The organism is Mycobacterium sp. SM3041 (assembly GCF_039668335.1).
GTDB lineage: Bacteria > Actinomycetota > Actinomycetes > Mycobacteriales > Mycobacteriaceae > Mycobacterium.
The window spans coordinates 1-20,028 of sequence record NZ_JAYXBQ010000011.1 but is presented as its reverse complement, the minus strand read 5'-3'; the positions used below and the strand labels follow the sequence as shown (position 1 = coordinate 20,028).

Below are 20,028 nucleotides of genomic sequence, written 5' to 3'. Positions count from 1 at the left end.
GGCGCCCGCGAGCGGCCTCGAATTGCACGCAAAAGGCGGCGTGTTGCCGTACAAACACGGCCGCTCGCGGGAAAAGAGAACGCGGCAAGCTCGCGGGAAAAGAGCGGGAAAGAGAACGGCCCCTCGCGCACTGTGCGCAAGGGGCCGTCTCGGTGAAACTCAGTGGTTGGGGTAATCCCGCTCGGTGTAGCCGGTGTAAATCTGGCGCGGGCGGCCGATCTTGGTGCCCGGGTCGGCGCTCATCTCGCGCCAGTGCGCGATCCAGCCCGGCAGGCGGCCGAGCGCGAACAGCACGGTGAACATGCGGGTCGGGAAGCCCATGGCCCGGTAGATCACGCCGGTGTAGTAGTCGACGTTCGGGTACAGCTTGCGCTCGACGAAGAAGTCGTCGGTGAGGGCGATCTCCTCGAGCGACTTGGCGATGTCCAGCAGCTCGTCGTCGCCGCCCAGCTTGCCGAGAATCTTGTCGGCCTGCTCCTTGACGATGCGCGCCCGCGGGTCGTAGTTCTTGTAGACCCGGTGGCCGAAGCCCATGAGCTTGACGCCGTCTTCGCGGTTCTTGACCTTCTTGACGAAGTCGCGGACGTCGCCGTGCTCGCTGCGGATCTTCTCCAGCATCTCCAGCACCGCCTGGTTGGCGCCGCCGTGCAGCGGGCCCCACAGCGCGTTGATGCCGCCGGAGATCGAGGTGAACAGGTTGGCCTGCGACGAGCCGACCAGGCGCACCGTCGACGTCGAGCAGTTCTGCTCATGGTCGGCGTGGAGGATGAACAGCATGTCCAGGGCGCGGACCAGCTCCGGGTCCACCTGGTACGGCTCGGCCGGCAGGCCGAACGTCATGCGCAGGAAGTTCTCGACCAGGTTCAGCGAGTTGTCCGGGTACAGGAACGGCTGACCGACCGACTTCTTGTAGGCGTAGGCCGCGATGGTCGGCAGCTTGGCCAACAGGCGGATGGTCGACAGCTCGACCTGCTCGGGATCCTTCGGATCGAGCGAGTCCTGGTAGTAGGCGCTCAGCGCGTTGGCCGCCGACGACAGCACCGGCATCGGGTGCGCGTTGCGCGGGAAGCCGTCGAAGAACCGCTTGAGGTCCTCGTGCAGCAGGGTGTGCCGCTGGATCTTGGTGGTGAAGGCCTCGAGTTCGGCGGCCGTCGGCAGCTCCCCGTAGATCAGCAGGTAGCTGACCTCGATGAAGTTCGACTTCTCGGCGAGCTGCTCGATCGGGTACCCGCGGTAGCGCAGGATGCCGGCGTCACCGTCGATGTAGGTGATGGCGCTCTTGGTGGCCGAGGTATTGACGAAACCACCGTCGTACGTGGTGTAGCCGGTCTTGGACAGCAGCGAGCCCAGCTCGATGCCGTCCGATCCCTCGGTGGCGCGCACGATCTTGAGATCGACCTCGCCCCCGGGATACCGGAGGTTGGCTACGTCGTCAGAGCTGGAGGTGTCGGCCACTTGAACCCCTTTTGCGGTGTCGACTTGCAGTGTCGGCAGGTGAAACGTCCGGGACTAGACGGTAGTCGTTAAGAGAACTATGTGCTTGCTCGGGTCGCCATAACCCCGCTGTCAAGCATCAGTTGCGAGCCACCGAATAGCGCACGAACGCCGGCACCACCACGACCGAGATGATGACGCCGACCACCACCAGGACGCCGCCTCCGGTCGCGGCCACCGTGGTCCCCACCACCGCGGCTGCCGCGCCGTGCACCGCATCAGCAATCCGCGGACCGCCCGCGACCACCACGGTGAAGACGCCCTGCAAACGGCCCCGCAGCTCGTCGGAGGCGGCTTCCTGCAGGATGGTGCTCCGGAACACCGCCGAGACCATGTCCGCGGCACCGCCGACGGCCAGCAGCACCAGGGCGATCCAGAGGAAGCCGTCCGGCCGGCCGGTCGCGTGGCCGACGGCCAGCCCGAAACCGGCCATCGCCGCGCCCCACACGACGATCGAGACGACCACCGCGAGGCCCTGCCTGCGGACCCGGGGCAGCCATCCCGAGAAGACTCCGCCGGCCACCGCGCCGACCGCCATGGCCGCCGACAACAGCGCCATCGCGGTTCCGCCTGCGACCGGCCCGCCGAAGTTCTCGTGGGCCATCTGCGGGAACAGCGCCCGCGGCATGCCGAGGATCATCGCGATGAGATCGACCACAAAAGACATCAAGACGACGCGGTTGCCCGACAGGTAGCGGAAACCGTCGAGCACGGCGGCGAAGCCCCAGCGTGAGGTGTCGTCGTCGGGCGAGTGCTCCGGTGGCATCGGCGTGAGCCGGAACGTGGCCCAGATCGGCGCGATCGTGGTGAGGGCGTCGATGAAGTACAGCGTCGACAGGTCCACCCAGCGCAGCAGCACGCCGGCCAGCAGCGGACCGATGATCGCGCCCGCCTGGAACACCGTCATGTTGAGCGAGTTGGCGGCCGGCAGCTGCTCGGCAGGCAGCATCCGCGGGATGGCGGCCGAGCGGGTCGGCGAGTTGATGGCATAGAACGCCTGCTGCACCGACAGCAGGCACAGCACCAGCCAGACGTTGTTCAGCCCGGCGGCGGCCTGCACCCACAGCAGCACCGACGCGACCGCCAGCCCGCAGGACGCGATGATCAGCAGCCGCCGGCGGTCCATCGCGTCGGCCCAGGCGCCGCCCCACAGGCCGAACACGATCAGCGGCACCACACTGAACACGCCCGCCAGGCCGACGTACGCCGAGTTCTGCGTCAGCGCGTACAGCTGGACGGGCACTGCGAAGATCGTCAGGTTGGCGCCGATCACCGTGACGACGCTGGACCCCCACAGGCGGCGGTAGTCGGGGTTGCGCAGTGGTGTGGTGTCGGCGATCAGACCTTTCAGGGCTGGAGCCGTTCGATCCGGTCGCCGGTGATGCGAATTCTGTTGTGCACGCGGTTCTCTCGGCCCTGCCAGAACTCGATCACTTCCGGGGCGATGAGGTAGCCGCCCCAGTTCGGCGGCACCGGCACCTCCGGCACGTCGGCGAATCGCTCGGTCACGTCACGCAACTGTTCCAGCAGCGCCGCCCGCGAGGCAATCGATTTTGACTGGTGCGACGCCCACGCGCCCAGCTGCGAACCGCGCGGCCGCTTCGACCAGTACTCGGCCGTGTGCGCCGCGTCGACCCTCGTCACCGTGCCGCGGATATGGATCTGACGGCCCAGCAGGTACCAGGGGAACGTCGCCGACGCGTAGGGCACCGCCGCCAGCTGCTCGCCCTTGTCGGAGTCGTAGTTGGTGTAGAAGGAGATGCCCGTCTCTTCGATGGATTTGCACAGCACCGAACGGGTGACCGGGTGGCCCTGCGCATCGACGGTGCCCAGCACCATCGCGTTCGGTTCGGAGACCCCGGCCTGCACCGCGTCGGACATCCAGTCGCGGAACAACGCCAGCCAGCCCCGGTCCAGCCAGTCGACGTCGAGGTCGACACTGCCGTCCTTCTCTGTCGAGCCGTATTCGACCCGCATCCGGGCCAGATGATCTGCCGACTGCTCCACGTGATCGGATGCCATGATCGGCGACGGTACGCCCATACGGTGACACAATGCAGACATGGCGCCCGACGCACCCCCGGACCATTCAGTATTCGTCTCGGCGGCAACAGCTTTCGCGGACCTGGTGGCACAGATCCCGGCCACGGCGTGGGACGGTCCGGGACTCGGTGACTGGGACCTGCGGGCGCTGGTCGGGCACACCTCACGGTCACTGATCACCGTCAGCAGCTACCTGCGCACACCCGCCGACCGGGAGGACGTGACCGGACCGGCGCAGTACTACGCGCTGATGCGCGCCTACGCCGCCGGCAGCCCCGACATCGTCGAACGCGGGCGGGAGGCCGGGCGCAATCTTGGGACGGATCCCGCGGCCACAGTCGCCGACCTGCTGGCCCGGGTGCGGACCGACCTGGACGGGGCGGGCGACCCGCTGATCGCCGTGATCGGCGGCCTAGGCATCCGGCTGAGCAACTACCTGCCGACCCGGGTGTTCGAGCTGACGGTGCACAGCCTCGACATCACGCGGGCCACCGGCATCGATTTCACGCTGCCCGACGAGGTACTGCGCGACGCCACCGTGCTGGCGGCGCAGATCGCGGCGCTGACCGGTCAGGCCGCCACAGTGCTGCCCGCGCTCACCGGACGCGACGCTCTACCTGCCGGTTTCTCCGTCGTCTGACCGTTTGTTACCGGCCGGTAGCCATCGGTCCACGGGCTAGTGGAACAATTTCGGCATGACAGAGGCAACGTCAGTGTCGACGCCGCAGATCCCCGAGAACTTCGTCGCCGGCCTGGAAGGCGTCGTCGCCTTCACGACCGAGATCGCCGAACCGGACAAGGACGGCGGCGCCCTGCGCTACCGCGGCGTCGACATCGAGGATCTGGTGAGCCACCGCGTCACCTTCGGTGACGTCTGGGCGCTGCTGGTCGACGGCGAGTTCGGCCGGGGTCTGCCGGCCGCCGAACCCTTCCCGCTGCACGTGCACTCGGGCGATGTCCGCGTCGACGTCCAGGCCGCGCTGCCCACCCTCGCCCCGCTGTGGGGCTTCCAGCCGCTGCTCGACATCGACGACGACACCGCCCGCGAGCAGCTGGCGCTGACGTCGGTGACGGCGCTGTCGTTCGTCGCGCAGTCGGCCCGCGGCATCTACCGGCCCGCGGTGCCGCAGCGCATCGTCGACGAATGCCCCACGGTGACAGCACGTTTCATGACCCGCTGGCAGGGCGAGCCGGACCCGCGGCACATCGAGGCCATCGACGCCTACTGGGTCAGCGCCGCCGAGCACGGCATGAATGCGTCCACGTTCACCGCGCGCGTCATCGCGTCCACCGGGGCCGACGTGCCCGCGTCACTGTCGGGCGCGATCGGCGCCATGAGCGGCCCGCTGCACGGCGGCGCCCCCGCCCGCGTGCTGCCGATGATCGAGGAGACCGAGCGCACCGGCGACGCCCGGGCCGTGGTCAAGGGCATCCTGGACCGCAAGGAAAAGCTGATGGGCTTCGGGCACCGGGTCTACCGCGCCGAGGACCCGCGGGCCCGCGTGCTGCGCGCCACGGCCAAGCGCCTGGACGCACCGCGCTTCGAGGCCGCCGCCGCGCTGGAGCAGGCCGCCCTCGCCGAGCTGCGTGAGCGCCGTCCCGACCGTGCCATCGAGACCAACGTCGAGTTCTGGGCCGCCGTGATCCTGGACTTCGCCCAGGTGCCCAGCGCGATGATGCCCGCCATGTTCACCTGCGGCCGCACCGCGGGCTGGTGCGCCCACATCCTGGAGCAGAAGCGGCTGGGCAAGCTGGTCCGTCCCGCGGCCATCTATGTCGGCCCGCAGCCGCGCCCCGCGGACTCGGTGGCCGGCTGGGACAGCATCGCGCACAGCTGACACTTCAGACCCGTTTTCTTGTCACCGATGAGAAGTAGCGTTGGAGATGGTCATAACGAATGACCCCAATCCACGCAGTACCGCTCTGAGGAGAACACGATGACCGAGTCCCAGACCTTCCTCGCCCCGCACCTCGTCGTCGGCGACGGCGCCGCTGCAATCGACTTCTACGTCAAGGCTTTTGGCGCCACCGAGCTCGGCCGGGTGCCCGGGCCCGACGGCAAGCTCATGCACGCCGCACTGACCATCAACGGGTCGAACGTCTACCTCAACGACGACTTCCCGGAAATGTGTGGCGGCAAGTCGCAGACCCCGACGGCCTTCGGCGGCACTCCCGTCACCATCCACCTGCAGGTGCCCGACGTCGACGCGGCCTACCAGCGCGCCATCGACGCCGGCGCACGCGAACTGATGGCCCCGCAGGACATGTTCTGGGGTGACCGCTACAGCCAGGTGGAGGACCCGTTCGGCCACCACTGGTCGCTGGCGCAGACCGTGCGCGTCGTCAGCCCGGAGGAGATCGCCGAGGCGATGGCGGCCCAGCAGGGCTAGCGATCAGCGATTTGTGCACGATTTTCCGCGGTGACCGCGGAAAATCGTGCACGAACCACTCAGGAGAAGGCGCCGAGGAGCCGCTGACGCAGCGTCGGCTTGGGCGCGCTCGCGGCAGCGGCCAGCATGTCGGACACGTCGATGAACTTGTCCCGCGGCCGGTCGGCGCCGCCGCGCGCGATCTCTGCCGCGTCGATGGCCCGCCACCCCGCCATGTCGACGACGTCGGGCCGGCGGTCGCGGATGAGCTGTTGCAGCGCACCGCTTTTCGCGGTCGGCTCACGAAGCCGGCTGGCGTTGTAGTCGGCGACCAGCCGGTCGACGGTGTGTGCCGCGCACGACTTGTTGGTGCCGATGAAGCCCGTCGGACCACGCTTGATCCAGCCCGCGACGTAGCTGCCGCGGACGGGTTCACCGGTGGCCGGATCGATGACGCGGCCCTCGTCGTTGGGGACCACGCCGGCGGCATCGTCGAACGGCAGACCACGAATTGCCTTGCCGTGGTAGCCGATTGACGTCAGCACCAGGCCGGCGTCGAGCTGACGGACCTCGTCGGTGCCGGTGACGGTGAACTCGATGCCGGTGACCTTGTCCGAGCCGAGCACGCGGGCCGGAGTCAGCTCGTAGGCCAGCCGGATCCGCGGCCGCATCGCCGGGGCCGAGCTGTCGGGCAGCTTGGTGAGGATCTCGAGCTTGTGACGCGTCAGTGCGTCCGTCTCGGCTTCCAGACCCCGACGAACCAGCTCGTGGTCCGCGGCGTCGAGCACCACGTCGCACGTCGACGTCAGGCCGATGAGCTCCGGCAGGGTGAACGCCGAGTGGATGGGCCCACGCCGGGCCACGATGACCACCTCGCGCACCTTCGAGTCGCGCAGTGCGGCCAGCGCATGGTCCGAAATGTCGGTGCGCGCCAACGCATCCGGATCGGTGGTCAGGATGCGGGCGACGTCGAACGCGACGTTGCCGTTTCCGATGATCACCGCCCGCTCGTGCCCCAGGTCGACCGGCAGATGCGAGAACTCGGGGTGCCCGTTGTACCAGGCCACCACCTCGGTGGCGGTTCCGGTTCCGGGCAGCTCCATGCCCTCGATGTCGAGGCGCTTGTCGTTGGGCGCACCGACCGCGTACAGCACGGCGTGGTGGTGCTCCAGCAGCTCGGCGTGCGTGACGTCCCGACCCACCTCGACGTTGAGGAAGAAGTCGAGCCCGCGGCGCTTCGTGATCTGGTCGAACAAGCGCGTCACACCCTTGGTGCTCTGATGGTCGGGGGCGACCCCGGCGCGCACCAGCCCGTAGGGCGTCGGCAGCTTCTCGAAGATGTTGACCCGGACCCCGCGCTGGGTCAGCAACTCGTCAGCGGCGTACATGGCGGCCGGCCCGGAGCCGACGATCGCGACCCGCAGCGGGCCGTGCGGCCGCTGGTCGACCGCCGGGGCGTCGGGCACCGGCGCCAGCTTGGACGTCGGCGGCAGCTTGCCCTCGTACTTCGGGTAGAAGGACGCGTTGAGCTCGATGAATGGCAGCTGCGCTTCGGTCAGCTTGGTGTCCGGCTTGATCGCGCCGACCGGGCAGGCCGTGATGCAGGCACCACAGTCCACGCAGGCGGCGGGATCGATGAACAGCATTTCGGCGGTAGCGAAACCCGGCTCGTCCGGGGACGGGTGAATGCAGTTCACCGGGCATGCGAAGACGCATGAACCATCGCTACAGCACGACTGGGTAATGACGTGCGGCATGAGTTATCTAAATGCTCAGGCGGCGACCACGACGTGCTGACGCTGCGGCTCGCTGCGGTACCGGCTCGGCGGGCCGTCGATCTTGCAGATCTTCCACATGAGCTTGGCCAGCGGGTTCATCAGACCGGTGTCGTACGACAGCATGCGGACGTCGGAGAACATGTTGCGCAGGAACATGCGCGACTCCGGAGCGTCGAAGAACAGCTCGCTGCGGACCGACTTCGGGATGTCGAACTTCTTCCAGAAGGCGCGCGGCGGCACGACGATCGCCGAGCACAGGATGCGCATGGTGACCGGGACGAACAGCGACAGCCAGAACTTCTTCCAGCGGGTCAGCTCCGGCACGCGCTTGTGCAGGTACTCATGCGCGAACGAGATGTGCCGGGCCTCCTCGGCCACGTGGATGGCCATGACCCGCTCCATGATCGGGTGCAGCTCGGTGCCCTCACGCAGGATGTTCTTCTGGGTGTGGTCGATGGGCTCCTCGCCGGCGAGGACACCGAAGAAGAACGGGATGGGCGCCGGGCCGGCAGCCAGCGGGATGAGCGGCTGAATCCACTTGAGCAGCTTGGGCATGCCCGGGACGTCGACCCCCATGTGGTTGACCATCTCCTGGAACATCAGGGTGTGGTTGCCCTCTTCGATGGCCTCGTGCGTGCAGTAGCGGAACTCCGGCGACCCGTTGGGCACCCAGAACGCGTACTCCATCAGGCCGCGGATGAGGATGTTCTCGAAGTGCAGGCCGACCTTGGCGACGTTGGCCTGGCGCCACATGCCGATCTCGATCTGGCGTTCCTGCGACTGCGACTGGTACCACGGGTGGCCACCGAGCGGGTCGGTGTCCGGGAGGATCCAGCGCGGGTCGTTGGGCACGACCGCAAACTCGGGAGAGTCCCAGGCGATGTCCTGGTACGGGTTGAAGTTGCGCCGCACCGACCCCTCGGACAGCGTGGCAAGCTTCTCCACGTAGACAGTGTCATCCAGCACGTCCATGTTCCGGCGCCAACGACGGATCATCCGGGTACGAGCCATTTCGAGCCTCCCAAGGCTTTTCTGTCAGCTTTACAATCGGCTGTCTTGTGTCGAACGGTACCGGAGGTACCACCTAAAAACTAGTGCCCGCCGTCACACATCTGGACACCTATTGTGACCGTCATCACACTTGCATGCGGAGCAGCTGGGCGAGCAGCCGGATCCCCACGTCACCGGCCGTCGACCTGCAACTACGCTGAGGGCCATGGCTGAGCTCACCATCCCCGCCGACATCAAGCCCGCCGACGGACGCTTCGGCTGCGGCCCGTCCAAGGTTCGCCCCGAGCAGCTGACCGCACTGGCGGCCGCCGGCGACCTGTTCGGCACTTCGCATCGCCAGGCCCCGGTCAAGAACCTGGTCGGGCGCGTACGCGACGGCATCAAGCAACTGTTCTCCACCCCCGACGGCTACGAGGTCATCCTCGGCAACGGCGGCTCGACCGCGTTCTGGGACGCCGCCGCGTTCGGCCTGATCGACAAGCGCTCGCTGCACCTCACCTACGGCGAGTTCAGCAGCAAGTTCGCGTCGTGCGTCGCCAAGAACCCGTTCGTCGGCGACCCGATCATCATCAAGGCCGACGCCGGCAGCGCGCCCGCCGTGCAGTCGGACCCTGATGTCGACGTCGTGGCGTGGGCCCACAACGAGACCTCGACGGGTGTCGCGGTGCCGATCCAGCGTCCCGCCGGTGATGCCCTCGTCGCGATCGACGCCACCTCGGCCGCCGGCGGCCTGCCGGTCAACATCGCCGACACCGACGCCTACTACTTCGCGCCGCAGAAGAACTTCGCCTCCGACGGTGGCCTCTGGATCGCCGTGATGAGCCCCGCCGCGCTGGCCCGCGTCGAGCAGATCGCCGCCACCGACCGCTGGGTGCCCGACTTCCTGTCGCTGCCCATCGCGGTCGAGAACAGCCTCAAGAACCAGACCTACAACACCCCGGCGATCGCGACGCTGATCCTGCTCGCCGAGCAACTGGATTGGCTCAACGGCAACGGCGGTCTGGACTGGGCCGTGAAGCGCACCGCCGACTCGTCGCAGCGCCTGTACTCGTGGGCCGAGTCGCGTCCGTTCACCACGCCGTTCGTCGCCGACCCGGCGCTGCGGTCGCAGGTCGTCGGCACCATCGACTTCAACGACGACGTCGACGCCGCCGCGGTCGCAAAGGTGTTGCGCGCCAACGGGATCGTCGACACCGAGCCGTACCGCAAGCTGGGCCGCAACCAGCTGCGCGTGGCCATGTTCCCGGCCGTCGACCCCGACGACATCAGCGCCCTCACGGCGTGCGTCGACTGGGTTGTGGAACGTCTCTGAGCACCACCTGACACGTAACCGAGGCGCGCAGTCCATGAAGGGCTGCGCGCCTCGGTGTGTCAGCACGGTTACGAGTCGATAACGCGCTAGGGTGAGCCGTTAAGCCGCGTCCTAGGAGGTCACCAATGAGGGAACTCAAGGTCGTCGGACTCGACGCCGACGGCAAGCGCATCATCTGCGAAGCCCCCAACGGTTCGGCCACCGCCGAGAAGTTCGTGGTGCGCGTCGACAATCGACTGAAGGCCGCCGTCCGCGGCGACCGGGCCGCCATGAATCAGACGGAGATCGAAGTCGAGGTCGAGGTGCCCAACTCCCTGCGCCCCCGTGACATCCAGTCCCGCATCCGGGCCGGCGCCTCCGTCGAGCAGCTCGCCGCAGCCGCGGGCGTGAGCCCGGAGCGCATCATGCGCTTCGCCCACCCGGTACTGCTGGAGCGCTCCCGCGCCGCTGAACTCGCCAGCGCGTCGCACCCGATCCTGCCCGACGGCCCGTCGGTGCTGACCCTGCTCGAGACGGTGACCGGAGCCCTGATCTCCCGCGGCCTCGACCCCGAAGCCACCAAGTGGGACGCCTGGCGCAACGAGGACAGCCGCTGGACCGTGCAGTTCGGCTGGAAGGCCGGGCGTTCCGACAACGTCGCACACTTCCGGTTCAGCCCAGGCGCCCACGGCGGCACCACCACGGCGTTCGACGACGCCGCGACCGAGCTGATCGACCCGAACTACACCCGCCCGGCCCTGCGGTCGGTCGCGCCGCTCGCACAGCTGCATTTCGAGGAATCGGTCGCCGAGATCCCGATGCCCGCACATCAGCCGGAACCTGCGCCTGCGCCTGCGCCGGAGCCCGCGCCCGCCCCCGTCGTCGTCATGACGCCGCCCCCGGCCGCTCCCCCGGTGCCCGCCGCGCCGGTGGCCCCGCCGGCACCCGAGCCCATCCCGGCGCCGGAGCCGGCGGCCGTCGTGGAGACCCCCGAGCCGGCCGCTCCCGCGGCGCGTCCGCGCAAGAAGAAGCCCGAGATTCCGGCGTGGGAAGACGTCCTGCTCGGCGTGCGGGCCAACGGCCAGCGCTGACGCTGCGGTTCTCACGTTGACCCTGTACTGAGGGTCTCCCCTACTCGCACTTCTGCGCCATAGCTACAGACTCAACGACAGCGTCAGCCGACCTCACGTTGACCCTGCACTGAGGGTCTCCCCTACTCGCACTTCTGCGCCGTAGTTACAGAGTCAACGGCGGGGCGGGGCTAACGGCCCAGGGCGATCGCGAGCGTCGCGATCCAGCCCAGCGCCACACCGGCACCGGCGCCCCAGACGAACCAGCGCCACACCGGGCGCACGCGCCAGGCCCACACCGTCGGGGCCAGGCCACCGACCGCGACGGCGTTCAACCCGACCGCGAGCAGCGGATGCACCCGCAGCAGCCCCAGGGACAGGACGATGATGGCGGCGGCCGTCACGGCAGCGACGAACGCCGACACCGTCAGTCCGGTGCCCCACGGCGTCTGCGACGGTGTCGTCATCTGAGCCAATCTAGCCCGCCGTTCGGGCGCGCTCGTAGAACGCCAGCGCGGCGGCCGTGGCGACGTTCAGCGAATCGGTGCCCCGCGACATCGGGATGCGCGCCCGCACCTCGCAGGCCCGCATGGTGTGTTCGGTCAGCCCCGGGCCTTCCGCCCCGACGAGCACCCCGACCTTCTCCCCGGCCAGCGGTGCCAGGGCATCGGCCAGCGGCACCGAACCCTCCCCCGGCGTCATGGCGATCAGGTGAAAGCCGTTGTCCTGCATCAATTTCAGATCACCTGGCCAGGACTCCGCGCGGGCGTAGGGCACCAGCAGGGCATGGCCCATCGACACCCGGACCGCGCGGCGGTACAACGGGTCGGCGCACCCGGCGCCGAACACCACCGCGTCGACGTCGAGGCCGGCGGCGTTGCGGAAGATCGAGCCCAGGTTCTCGTGGTCGTTGACACCCTCGAGCACCGCGACGGTCCGGGCATCCCGCAGCACGTCGGACACCGTCAGTTCGACGGGCCGGGGCGCGGCGGCGAGTACGCCGCGGTTGAGGTGGAAGCCGACGACCTCGGCCATCACCTCGGCGCTGGCGCGGTAGTAGGGCACGCCGCAGCCGGCCAGGTCGCCGGACAGTTCGCGGAGCCGGCGATCGGTGCCAAGGAACGCACGCGGGCTGAACCGCGACGCCAGCATGCGCTGCGCCACCAACACGCCCTCGGCGATCACCAGCCCCTTGCCCGACGGCAGGTCGGGCCGGCGGTCCACGCTGTTGAGGTCGCGGAAATCGTCGAGCCGCGGATCGGCGGGGTCGGTGACGTCGACAACGATGACGTCGTCCATCGCGTCGAGTTCTGCGGCAGCGCTCACTGGGCTTCGTCGATGATCGCGAACATCAGGTCAGCGGCGGCCAGCAGGATGCCGCGATCCTGGCCCGACAGCTTCTCGAGCCGGCCTTGCAGCCATTCCATGCCGGCCCGGCGCTCGGCCTCGAACAGTTCCTCACCGGCCGGGGACACCGCGACCAGCACCTGACGCCGATCGTCGGGATGAGAACTGCGTTCGACCAGCCCGAGTTCGACCAGCGAGGCGATGACGCGCGTCATCGACGGCGGCCGCACGCGCTCCCGGGTGGCCAGCGCGCCCGGCGTCATCGGGCCGTCCTTCGCGAGCGTGGCCAGGGCCGACAACTGTGTCAGGGACACCGGGGAATCGGGACGACGGAATCGCAACTGCCGCGCCAGCCGCACGACGGCCAGCGACAGGTCATTGGCCAAGCGGTCATCGGCGTCCGTCACGAGCAGATAGCGTACCGATCGATCGACTAGCGTTAGAGGAGATGGCCACGCCCGCGCACGAACATCCGGCGGAACCCGTTCCGCCGGCTCTCCCCGACCGCCTCCTCGACCCGGTTCCGGTGATCGTGGTGATCGCGGCCGGCTGGCTGGTGGCGGTGGTGCTGGCTTTCACCGTCGCGGCCCTGCACGGCTGGCGGCCGGTGACCGTCGCGGGCCTCGGTGTCGGCGTACTGGGGACCTCTATATTTCTGTGGCAACGCAGCGCGGCCCGGCGCGGCGCACGAGGTGCCCAACGCGGCCTGCGCTGACATTCACATCTCGACAAGGGAGAGTCCGATGGCTGGAGAAACACCTCTGCTGCAGGCAGACATCACCATCAACGCGCCGGTGGCCAAGGTCTGGGCTTTGATCTCCGATCTCGACAACATGCCCAAGTGGAGCCCGCAGTGTCGGGTGATGAAGGCCGTCGGCGCCGTCAAGGTCGGCACCAAGACCGTCAACCTCAACCGTCGGGGCGCGCTCTTCTGGCCGACGACCTCGACCATCACCGCGGTCGACCCGCAGAAGAAGCTGTCGTTCCGGGTCAACACCAACAACACCCAGTGGACCTACGACCTCGAGCCCGCGGGCACCGGCACCAAGCTGACCGTGAGCCGGCATGCCGAAGCCGTCAAGCCGATCTCCAGCACGCTGATCAACCGGTTCATGGGCGGCGTGCCCAACTTCGAAGTGGAGCTGGTCGAGGGCATGAATACCTCGCTCAGCCGGATCAAGGCGGCAGCCGAAGGCGCTTAGCCGACGTCGAGCACGCCGTCGTCGAAAGGCTCGAAGGCCGGTGAGCCGATGGGCTCCGGCGGCGGCGTGTCCGAGTGGGCGCCACAGCCGTACTCCGCCGACACCACGCGTCCGTCGGCGGACAATTCGTTGGCGCAGACGCCGAACACCAGGCCGAGCGATCCGGACAGCGGCACGTAGAAGCCGCAGCCGCGACAGGTCCGGCGGGTGGCGCGGGCCATGGCGGCGTTCGGGCCGTAGTCGCCGTCCTGCCAGCGCTGCGCGGCATCCGTCCGGCCCCAGTCGCTGAGCACCTGCTTGCGGCCGAACCCGACCTCGGCAGCCACCTCGTCCCACTCGGGATCACCGGATGCCAGATAGCCGGGCACCAGCCGGGGATCGTTGGGCGGCGGCGCCAGCAGATCACCCGGGCTGAGATCACCCGGCTTGACGCGCTCATGCCACGGCACCCATTCCGGGGCCAGCAGTGCATCCGGCCCGGGCACCAGGACCACTTCGCTGACGGTGGTGTGGTCGGCGCCCGGGTAGGTCGCCAGCACCACGGCCCACTGCCAGCCGTGGTAGCCGGACATCGAAGCGAGGAAGCGATGGGTCACCGACGCCGGGTCGTCGAAGCTGGCGCCCAGGTAGTCACCGACGACGCCCTCGCCACTGAACTCGACGATCGCGGCGCGGGCCTGATCGACGGCGCCCATGAGGATCGGGGTCAGGTCGGGTAGCTCGGCTTCTTCTTCGACAACTGCTTCGGCCGCGGGGGCGTCGTCAGCGGCCGCTTCGGCCGGGGTCTCGTCGTCGGTCTCGACAGCCGGGTCCTCGTCGACGGCGGCCTGCGGCTGCGGCTCGTCGACGGTCTCGGGCACCTCGGCGGACTCCGGCGCCGCGGCGGGAGCGTCGACGGCTTCGGCGGCTTCGGCGGATTCCGCGGTGACTTCAGGGGTCGGCACCTCGACCGGCGCCTCGGTCGGCGTCGACTCGTCCGGCGTCACGGCTGCCGATTCGGTGTCATTGGGCATGTCCATCGTGATCAATACTGCCTGACCACCCAGGACAAGGCCACACCGCCTGCCTGCGCGCCGCCGTCGGCAGCATGGGGAACAATCGTGCTCATGAGTGGACCGCGGGACGCCGGGAGGTCGGAAGATCCCCGCTACTACCCGCCGCGCCCACCGCGCCGCCCTGACGAAGAGCATCCGGGCATGGCCAACTACCCGAGCGATCCTGGTCAGGCCCGCCGCCGGCCGCCGCCGCGCGGGTCGTCGGCGCACAGCGACAACCGGTGGCTGCCGCCGCTCGACGACGATCACCCGGGCGGTCACGGCTACGACCGCGGATACGACGACTACGACGACCGGCGCCGCGATCACGACGACCGGCGGCGCGGCCCCGCCGGCGGCGAGAAGATCACCGTCACCCGTGCCGCCGCCCAACGCAGCCGGGAGATGGGCACCAAGGTGTACGGGCTGGTGCATCGGGCCGCGACCGCCGACGGCGCCGACAAATCCGGCCTGACGGCCCTGACCTGGCCCGTCGTCGCGAACAACGCGCTCGACGCGGCGATGGGCATCGCGCTGGCCAACACCCTGTTCTTCGCGGCCGCCTCGGGCGAGTCCAAGAGCAAGGTGGCGCTCTACCTGCTCATCACCATCGCGCCGTTCGCGGTGATCGCCCCGCTGATCGGGCCGGCGCTGGACCGCGTGCAGCACGGCCGGCGCGTCGCGCTCGCCGTGTCGTTCGCACTGCGCGTCGTGCTCGCGCTGGTGCTGATCGGCAACTACGACGGTGCGACGGGCAGCTATCCGCCCTGGGTGCTGTACCCGTGCGCGCTGGGCATGATGGTGCTGTCGAAGTCGTTCAGCGTGCTGCGCAGCGCCGTGACGCCGCGGGTGCTGCCCCCGACGATCGACCTCGTCCGGGTCAACTCCCGGCTCACCATGTTCGGGTTGCTGGGCGGTACCGGGCTGGGCGGCGGTCTCGCCGCGGCCTTCGAGTACACCTTCGGCCTGATACACCTGCCGGGCGCGCTGTACGTCGTCGCCGTCGTCGCCGTCGCGGGTGCCGTCCTGACCATGCGGATTCCGAAGTGGGTCGAAGTCACCGAGGGTGAGGTGCCGGCGACGCTGTCGTACCACGCGCCGACCGAGCAGCTGCGGCATCCGCATCACGACAAGTCCCCGCGACAGCCGTTGGGCCGCAACATCATCACGTCGCTGTGGGGCAACTGCACCATCAAGGTGCTCGTCGGGTTCCTGTTCCTGTATCCCGCGTTCGTCGCCAAGTCGCATGACGCCGGGGCGTGGGAGCAGCTCAAGATCCTCGGGCTCATCGGCGCCGCCGCGGGTATCGGGAACTTCGCCGGCAACATCGCCAGCGCCCGGCTCAAACTGGGGCACCCCGCCCAGGTGGTGGTGCGCGCGACGGTCATCGTCACGGCCTCGGCCATCGCCGCCGCGGTGGCCGGCAATCTGATGGTTGCCGCGGCCGCCGCACTCATCACCTCGGCCGCCACCGCGATCTCCAAGGCATCGCTCGACGCCTCGCTGCAGCATGACCTGCCCGAGGCGTCCCGGGCGTCGGCCTTCGGCCGGTCCGAGTCGGTGCTGCAGTTGGCCTGGGTGGTCGGCGGTGCCGTCGGTGTGCTGATCTATACCGACCTCTGGGTCGGGTTCACCGCGGTCAGCGCCCTGCTGATCCCCGGGTTGGCCCAGACCCTGGTGAGCTACAACGGTGGCTCACTGATCCCGGGCTTCGGCGGCAACCGGCCCGTACTAGCCGAGCAGGAAGGACCACGGCCCGATCCCGCGGCAATGCCCGGGGTGCGCCAAGGATGGATATGAAACGAGTTCTCGCGCTGCTGGCCGTGGTCGCGGTGCTGTCGGCGACGGCCACGGGTGTCCTGGTCTGGCGGCTGACGCGGCACCAGGGCCCCAACTTTCCCGAGATCAGCGCCTTCACGGACGGCCAGCTGGCCCGCGTCGGGCCGTACCGCTACTGCGACGTCCACCTGAAGGCGTGCGACGTCCCCGCCACCACGGGCGAACTGCACGTGACGGCGCGGCACCCCATTCAGTTGTCGGTGCCGCAGCCGGTCGCCCGGGCGCCGTGGGTGCTGCTGCTCGCATACGAGGACGGCGGTTCCACGGTCAGCGAGTTCCGGCCGAACCAGCGGCTGGCCGTCACCATCCCGACCGTCGACCCGCATCACGGCAAGGTGCTCGGGCTCGCCGTCCAACTGCCCACTCTGGCAAGGGATTCCGACGGCAACGAGTTCCCGTTACCCCACGCCGAATGGTCGGTGCGGACCGTCTGGCCGTAGCTCGCCAGGCCTACACCGCTCCGTGGCCGGCCGGCACCTGCTCGCCGTCGCGGACCGGGCCGGGCGGTGTCCCGTCACCAAAAGGCCTGCCGCCCAACGCTTCGCGGCCGTGCGGCGTCAGCCAGTTGGCCAAGTCGGGGCCCTTCGGCACGATCTGCGTCGGATTGATGTCGGCGTGCACGATGTAGTAGTGCTGCTTGATCTGCACGAAGTCGACGGTGTCGCCGAAGCCGGGCGTCTGGAACAGGTCCCGGGCGTACGCCCACAACACCGGCATCTCGGTGAGCTTGGACCGGTTGCACTTGAAGTGCCCGTGATAGACCGGGTCGAACCGGGCCAGCGTGGTGAACAGCCGCACGTCGGCCTCGGTGATGGTGTCCCCCACCAGATACCTTTGGCTGCTGAGCCTTTCGGTCAACCAATCGAGCGCGGTGAACAGCCGGTCGTAGGCGGCGTCGTACGACTCCTGTGACCCCGAGAACCCACAGCGGTAGACGCCGTTGTTGACCTCGGTGTAGACGCGCTTGGCGACGGTGTCGATTTCGTCGCGCAGGTGCTCCGGGTACAGCTGCGGCGCACCTTCGCGGTGATACGCCGTCCATTCGGTGGACAGGTCCAGCGTCAGCTGCGGGAAGTCGTTGGTCGCGACCGCGCCGGTGGGTACGTCGACGATCGCCGGCACCGTGATGCCCTTGGGATAGTTCGGGTCGCGCTTGAAGTACGCGTCCTGCAGCCGCGGGATTTTCAGCACCGGGTCGACGCCGCCGGGGTCGAGGTCGAACGTCCAGCTGCGCTGATCGTGCGTCGGACCGCAAAAGCCAATGGACAGAACGTCTTCCAGCCCCAGCAGCCGGCGGACGATGATCGCCCGGTTGGCCCAGGGACAGGCCCGGGCAACGATCAGCCGGTACCGGCCGGGTTCCACGGGATATCCGTCACGACCGTCGGCCGTGATCCGGGTGCTGATGTAGTTGGTGTCGCGGGTGTACTCAGAACCTGGCTTGACGTAGGTCACGTCCCCAGTCTGCCCGCGAACAGTTGGCTTGGGTACGAGAAATCAGCCGGCTCTCGAACACAAGCCAACGTTCGGCGCGTGGATCAGGCGTCGAGTTCGCGCGCGACGGCCTTGACCACCTCGGACACCTTGCGTCGGAGACAAGTTCAAGCGCGTAGGTCCCGACGGCGAGGTGGTCGTGGGCACCGTGGACAGCAGGTGGACCGGTGCGTCGGCGCGGGCGCTACTGCTCGCGCCACGGAACGCCGGGTTGCGCGAGTACCGGGGTCAGGTGGTGTTGGAGAAGGACGAAGACGGCAATGTCACCGGCCAAGCCGAAGAAGGGCACCTGGCCCGCCATCGTCAAACCGGGGGTGTGGGATCAGGCAGCACGGAAGTTGCAGGAGACGGGTCGCGTCACCAACTCGCCACGGGTGCGAAAGTACCTACTCTCGGACCTGATCTTCTGTGGCCGCGAGGGTGCGGTGCGCCAATGAACTCCGCCAAGAGCAGCCGCGGCCAGCGTCAGTCGATGCGAGAGGTTGAGCCGCGACGGGGTCAAGCTGGACGGCTCATCGTGGAGACGGTTGTGGCACGGCTTAGCCGAGAAGACGCCGTTGACCTACTGCGCTCCCCGGTCGAGGAATCCGACGCCGCGTTCGCCAACCCAATCGGCCAGCTCATGCCCAGCCAGAGCCTCGGGTCCGCGCGGCCGAGTTCTGAGCCAAGTGTTGCTAACTGCTGTAGCCTTCAGTGATTGCGGTGAGCCCAAGAGGGGTATCCACAGAGAACGGACCAGGTCAGACGGCATTTCGCAGTGGGGAGCGTCACAACCGGGGTTGTTAGGAAACTGGAACACAACGGGCGTGTTCGTCGTTGAAAAGTGCGAGCAAATGAGGGAGAGTATCGACATGACCACATGGGAAGAGAAGGACGAGTTCTAGAGTCCACGCGCGTACTTCGCGAGAGGCCGCAGCCGAACTTGGCTGCGGCCTCTTTTTATGTGATCAACTATCTGGGCTTATGCGCGTCTATACGCGTCGAGCCGTGCTTGGTCGGACGACGCTCTACTGCCTCGCAGTAACTGCGACAGTAAAGATGGCTCGATCATTTGATAGAGGACAGAGAGCTCAGTAAACGCTCGGGTCTGGCGCTTCTCGACATCCTCCGCCTCTCTTGTAGCGATTATGTAAGGCAGGAACCGCTGGTACGTCCGTTCGATGATCGTCCCACCCCTGATGCGAAAGACTGCGTCGCTATAGACGCCAAGTACGGCTCCCGCTCCCAGTCTCTCAAGACCGTTCAGGATGTCCGTGATGTCACGGTCGACCGCAAGACACTGTTCTTCGGTCAAGTCGTTGCCGTCTTTGTCCACGAGTGTGCCATCACCTAACAGCGCTTTCCCCTGCTTCATGGTGAGGTTCTTCTCGCCAAGAACGTCAGTCACGCGGCGACGCGCTGCGCGAGTAGAGTCCGACCACTCTGTCCAAGCTTCGAGACTGTCCTTTTTCCTCATTCGGGAGCTGGAGTTGAAAGCACTGTAAGCGGTGACGAATAGGGCTCCGACTGCAATTGTTGCAGCGGCAGCTGGAAAGACCGATTCCTTATTCAAGTCGGCGTAGTACATGGCAGCGCAGCCTGCGGCGAGGAGAAGAATAACGCCCAGGGTCACCTTCGCTCCCGGTGACCACAGCCTCCAAGATTTCAACCTCAACCCGATACTCTTCTCTATGCTGAGTGTCTTTGAGGACGCATACATTACTCGCCGAAGGCAGACATTTGAGTGGATCGTCTGTTAGGCCCCGATGTTTAGCCGCACCTTCTACCGGCCAGCCGACCGGCACCGGTGGCAACTGGCGAGAAGTGCGGGTCACGGCGCACCGCCATTAGGGTTCCAAATGCACCGCGACGCCTGTTAGCAGGTGACCCCTCGAATCAGCGCCGGTTCCACCAGGAGAAGGTCGCCGCACCTCGGCTAGTTGACCGCGGGATTCGTACAGCGCGGGGTCGTCCGGCGGTCTCTTGCCGTCCTGGACTCGGCGGGGAGGGCAGCGGTGCGACCACGGAGCGTGTTTTGTTGGGGGTCGGCCGAAACCATCGGGAGTCGCCACGGAGT

General features: G+C 67.9%; 21 protein-coding genes. 10 read left to right on the top strand and 11 right to left on the bottom strand.

Features of this window, described 5'->3' with window-relative positions:
- Positions 1 to 159: 159 nt before the first annotated feature.
- From VXD91_RS04660 to pdxH, 3 genes are all read right to left on the bottom strand, one after another.
- Positions 160 to 1,455, bottom strand: a complete 1,296-nt coding sequence (locus VXD91_RS04660; protein ID WP_226520639.1) for a citrate synthase — start codon at positions 1,453 to 1,455, stop codon at positions 160 to 162.
- A 118-nt stretch (positions 1,456 to 1,573) separates the two neighbouring features.
- Entirely contained in the window at positions 1,574 to 2,845 is a 1,272-nt protein-coding gene (locus VXD91_RS04655; RefSeq protein ID WP_346414808.1) for an MFS transporter, read from the bottom strand.
- Positions 2,842 to 3,516, bottom strand: coding sequence for a pyridoxamine 5'-phosphate oxidase (pdxH, locus tag VXD91_RS04650; protein ID WP_346414781.1), 675 nt, complete (start codon positions 3,514 to 3,516; stop codon positions 2,842 to 2,844). The genes VXD91_RS04655 and pdxH overlap by 4 nt, the downstream gene beginning before the upstream one ends.
- 40 nt (positions 3,517 to 3,556) lie before the next feature.
- Between pdxH and VXD91_RS04645 the strand changes: the two genes are divergently transcribed.
- The 3 genes from VXD91_RS04645 (at position 3,557) to VXD91_RS04635 (ending at position 5,927) form a co-directional block, all read left to right on the top strand.
- Entirely contained in the window at positions 3,557 to 4,177 is a 621-nt protein-coding gene (locus tag VXD91_RS04645) for a maleylpyruvate isomerase N-terminal domain-containing protein (protein ID WP_346414780.1), read from the top strand.
- A 55-nt stretch (positions 4,178 to 4,232) separates the two neighbouring features.
- On the top strand, positions 4,233 to 5,375 hold the full coding sequence (locus VXD91_RS04640) for a citrate synthase 2 (RefSeq protein ID WP_346414778.1): 1,143 nt from the start codon (positions 4,233 to 4,235) through the stop codon (positions 5,373 to 5,375).
- 99 nt (positions 5,376 to 5,474) lie between these two features.
- Complete coding sequence (locus VXD91_RS04635; RefSeq protein ID WP_020098902.1) at positions 5,475 to 5,927, top strand: VOC family protein; 453 nt, start codon at positions 5,475 to 5,477, stop codon at positions 5,925 to 5,927.
- A gap of 59 nt (positions 5,928 to 5,986) precedes the next feature.
- Here VXD91_RS04635 and VXD91_RS04630 read toward each other — a convergent pair whose 3' ends face one another.
- Together VXD91_RS04630 and VXD91_RS04625 are read right to left on the bottom strand one after the other, a co-directional pair.
- The gene (locus VXD91_RS04630; protein ID WP_346414777.1) at positions 5,987 to 7,663 is read right to left on the bottom strand and encodes an FAD-dependent oxidoreductase; all 1,677 of its coding nucleotides are present in this window, start codon (positions 7,661 to 7,663) and stop codon (positions 5,987 to 5,989) included.
- Positions 7,664 to 7,678: 15 nt separating this feature from the next.
- Entirely contained in the window at positions 7,679 to 8,695 is a 1,017-nt protein-coding gene (locus VXD91_RS04625; protein ID WP_029120319.1) for a diiron oxygenase, read from the bottom strand.
- Between the two features lie 205 nt (positions 8,696 to 8,900).
- On the opposite strand from VXD91_RS04625, the gene serC reads away from it, so the two are divergent.
- Together serC and sepH are read left to right on the top strand one after the other, a co-directional pair.
- The gene (serC, locus tag VXD91_RS04620; protein ID WP_020098899.1) at positions 8,901 to 10,007 is read left to right on the top strand and encodes a phosphoserine transaminase; all 1,107 of its coding nucleotides are present in this window, start codon (positions 8,901 to 8,903) and stop codon (positions 10,005 to 10,007) included.
- Between the two features lie 125 nt (positions 10,008 to 10,132).
- Entirely contained in the window at positions 10,133 to 11,077 is a 945-nt protein-coding gene (sepH, locus tag VXD91_RS04615) for a septation protein SepH (RefSeq protein ID WP_346414776.1), read from the top strand.
- A 170-nt stretch (positions 11,078 to 11,247) separates the two neighbouring features.
- Here sepH and VXD91_RS04610 read toward each other — a convergent pair whose 3' ends face one another.
- Genes VXD91_RS04610 through VXD91_RS04600 form a run of 3 tightly spaced genes read right to left on the bottom strand, consistent with a single transcriptional unit; the run spans position 11,248 to position 12,810 of the window.
- The gene (locus tag VXD91_RS04610; protein ID WP_212813194.1) at positions 11,248 to 11,523 is read right to left on the bottom strand and encodes a DUF2537 domain-containing protein; all 276 of its coding nucleotides are present in this window, start codon (positions 11,521 to 11,523) and stop codon (positions 11,248 to 11,250) included.
- Positions 11,524 to 11,533: 10 nt separating this feature from the next.
- Entirely contained in the window at positions 11,534 to 12,355 is an 822-nt protein-coding gene (locus tag VXD91_RS04605) for an RNA methyltransferase (RefSeq protein ID WP_346414807.1), read from the bottom strand.
- 23 nt (positions 12,356 to 12,378) lie between these two features.
- A complete protein-coding gene (locus tag VXD91_RS04600; protein WP_212813196.1) occupies positions 12,379 to 12,810 on the bottom strand; it encodes a MarR family transcriptional regulator in 432 nt (143 codons plus the stop codon).
- A gap of 41 nt (positions 12,811 to 12,851) precedes the next feature.
- Here VXD91_RS04600 and VXD91_RS04595 point away from each other — a divergent pair, with 41 nt between their 5' ends.
- Both VXD91_RS04595 and VXD91_RS04590 read left to right on the top strand, forming a co-directional pair.
- Positions 12,852 to 13,118 carry a DUF2530 domain-containing protein gene (locus VXD91_RS04595; RefSeq protein ID WP_212813198.1) on the top strand — a complete coding sequence of 89 codons (267 nt, stop codon included), beginning with the start codon at positions 12,852 to 12,854 and terminating at the stop codon, positions 13,116 to 13,118.
- Positions 13,119 to 13,146: 28 nt separating this feature from the next.
- The gene (locus tag VXD91_RS04590; RefSeq protein ID WP_346414775.1) at positions 13,147 to 13,605 is read left to right on the top strand and encodes an SRPBCC family protein; all 459 of its coding nucleotides are present in this window, start codon (positions 13,147 to 13,149) and stop codon (positions 13,603 to 13,605) included.
- Here the strand turns inward: VXD91_RS04590 and VXD91_RS04585 are convergent.
- Positions 13,602 to 14,300 (bottom strand): DUF3027 domain-containing protein, encoded by a 699-nt coding sequence (locus tag VXD91_RS04585; RefSeq protein WP_244872986.1) that lies wholly within the window; start codon positions 14,298 to 14,300, stop codon positions 13,602 to 13,604. The genes VXD91_RS04590 and VXD91_RS04585 overlap by 4 nt on opposite strands.
- Positions 14,301 to 14,801: 501 nt before the next feature.
- Between VXD91_RS04585 and VXD91_RS04580 the strand changes: the two genes are divergently transcribed.
- Positions 14,802 to 16,439: an MFS transporter gene (locus VXD91_RS04580; RefSeq protein ID WP_346414806.1), complete on the top strand. Its 1,638-nt coding sequence runs from the start codon at positions 14,802 to 14,804 to the stop codon at positions 16,437 to 16,439.
- The gene (locus VXD91_RS04575; RefSeq protein WP_212813206.1) at positions 16,436 to 16,918 is read left to right on the top strand and encodes a DUF2771 domain-containing protein; all 483 of its coding nucleotides are present in this window, start codon (positions 16,436 to 16,438) and stop codon (positions 16,916 to 16,918) included. The genes VXD91_RS04580 and VXD91_RS04575 overlap by 4 nt, the downstream gene beginning before the upstream one ends.
- A 10-nt stretch (positions 16,919 to 16,928) precedes the next feature.
- Here VXD91_RS04575 and VXD91_RS04570 read toward each other — a convergent pair whose 3' ends face one another.
- Positions 16,929 to 17,933: a glutathione S-transferase C-terminal domain-containing protein gene (locus tag VXD91_RS04570; RefSeq protein WP_212813208.1), complete on the bottom strand. Its 1,005-nt coding sequence runs from the start codon at positions 17,931 to 17,933 to the stop codon at positions 16,929 to 16,931.
- Between the two features lie 299 nt (positions 17,934 to 18,232).
- Here VXD91_RS04570 and VXD91_RS04565 point away from each other — a divergent pair, with 299 nt between their 5' ends.
- Positions 18,233 to 18,409 (top strand): hypothetical protein, encoded by a 177-nt coding sequence (locus VXD91_RS04565; RefSeq protein WP_346414774.1) that lies wholly within the window; start codon positions 18,233 to 18,235, stop codon positions 18,407 to 18,409.
- A gap of 524 nt (positions 18,410 to 18,933) precedes the next feature.
- Here the strand turns inward: VXD91_RS04565 and VXD91_RS04560 are convergent.
- Positions 18,934 to 19,584, bottom strand: coding sequence for a hypothetical protein (locus tag VXD91_RS04560; RefSeq protein WP_346414773.1), 651 nt, complete (start codon positions 19,582 to 19,584; stop codon positions 18,934 to 18,936).
- Between the last annotated feature and the right edge of the window lie 444 nt (positions 19,585 to 20,028).

Excerpts from the sequence above, each read along its gene's own strand:
- VXD91_RS04605 (WP_346414807.1), bottom strand. The coding sequence starts at position 12,355 with ATGGACGACGTCATCGTTGTCGACGTCACCGACCCCGCCGATCCGCGG.
- VXD91_RS04595 (WP_212813198.1), top strand. The coding sequence starts at position 12,852 with ATGGCCACGCCCGCGCACGAACATCCGGCGGAACCCGTTCCGCCGGCT.
- VXD91_RS04575 (WP_212813206.1), top strand. The coding sequence starts at position 16,436 with ATGAAACGAGTTCTCGCGCTGCTGGCCGTGGTCGCGGTGCTGTCGGCG.
- VXD91_RS04610 (WP_212813194.1), bottom strand. The coding sequence starts at position 11,523 with ATGACGACACCGTCGCAGACGCCGTGGGGCACCGGACTGACGGTGTCG.
- sepH (WP_346414776.1), top strand. The coding sequence starts at position 10,133 with ATGAGGGAACTCAAGGTCGTCGGACTCGACGCCGACGGCAAGCGCATC.
- pdxH (WP_346414781.1), bottom strand. The coding sequence starts at position 3,516 with ATGGCATCCGATCACGTGGAGCAGTCGGCAGATCATCTGGCCCGGATG.
- serC (WP_020098899.1), top strand. The coding sequence starts at position 8,901 with ATGGCTGAGCTCACCATCCCCGCCGACATCAAGCCCGCCGACGGACGC.
- VXD91_RS04580 (WP_346414806.1), top strand. The coding sequence starts at position 14,802 with ATGGCCAACTACCCGAGCGATCCTGGTCAGGCCCGCCGCCGGCCGCCG.
- VXD91_RS04635 (WP_020098902.1), top strand. The coding sequence starts at position 5,475 with ATGACCGAGTCCCAGACCTTCCTCGCCCCGCACCTCGTCGTCGGCGAC.
- VXD91_RS04645 (WP_346414780.1), top strand. The coding sequence starts at position 3,557 with ATGGCGCCCGACGCACCCCCGGACCATTCAGTATTCGTCTCGGCGGCA.
- VXD91_RS04565 (WP_346414774.1), top strand. The coding sequence starts at position 18,233 with ATGTCACCGGCCAAGCCGAAGAAGGGCACCTGGCCCGCCATCGTCAAA.
- VXD91_RS04640 (WP_346414778.1), top strand. The coding sequence starts at position 4,233 with ATGACAGAGGCAACGTCAGTGTCGACGCCGCAGATCCCCGAGAACTTC.
- VXD91_RS04590 (WP_346414775.1), top strand. The coding sequence starts at position 13,147 with ATGGCTGGAGAAACACCTCTGCTGCAGGCAGACATCACCATCAACGCG.
- VXD91_RS04630 (WP_346414777.1), bottom strand. The coding sequence starts at position 7,663 with ATGCCGCACGTCATTACCCAGTCGTGCTGTAGCGATGGTTCATGCGTC.
- VXD91_RS04585 (WP_244872986.1), bottom strand. The coding sequence starts at position 14,300 with ATGGGCGCCGTCGATCAGGCCCGCGCCGCGATCGTCGAGTTCAGTGGC.
- VXD91_RS04625 (WP_029120319.1), bottom strand. The coding sequence starts at position 8,695 with ATGGCTCGTACCCGGATGATCCGTCGTTGGCGCCGGAACATGGACGTG.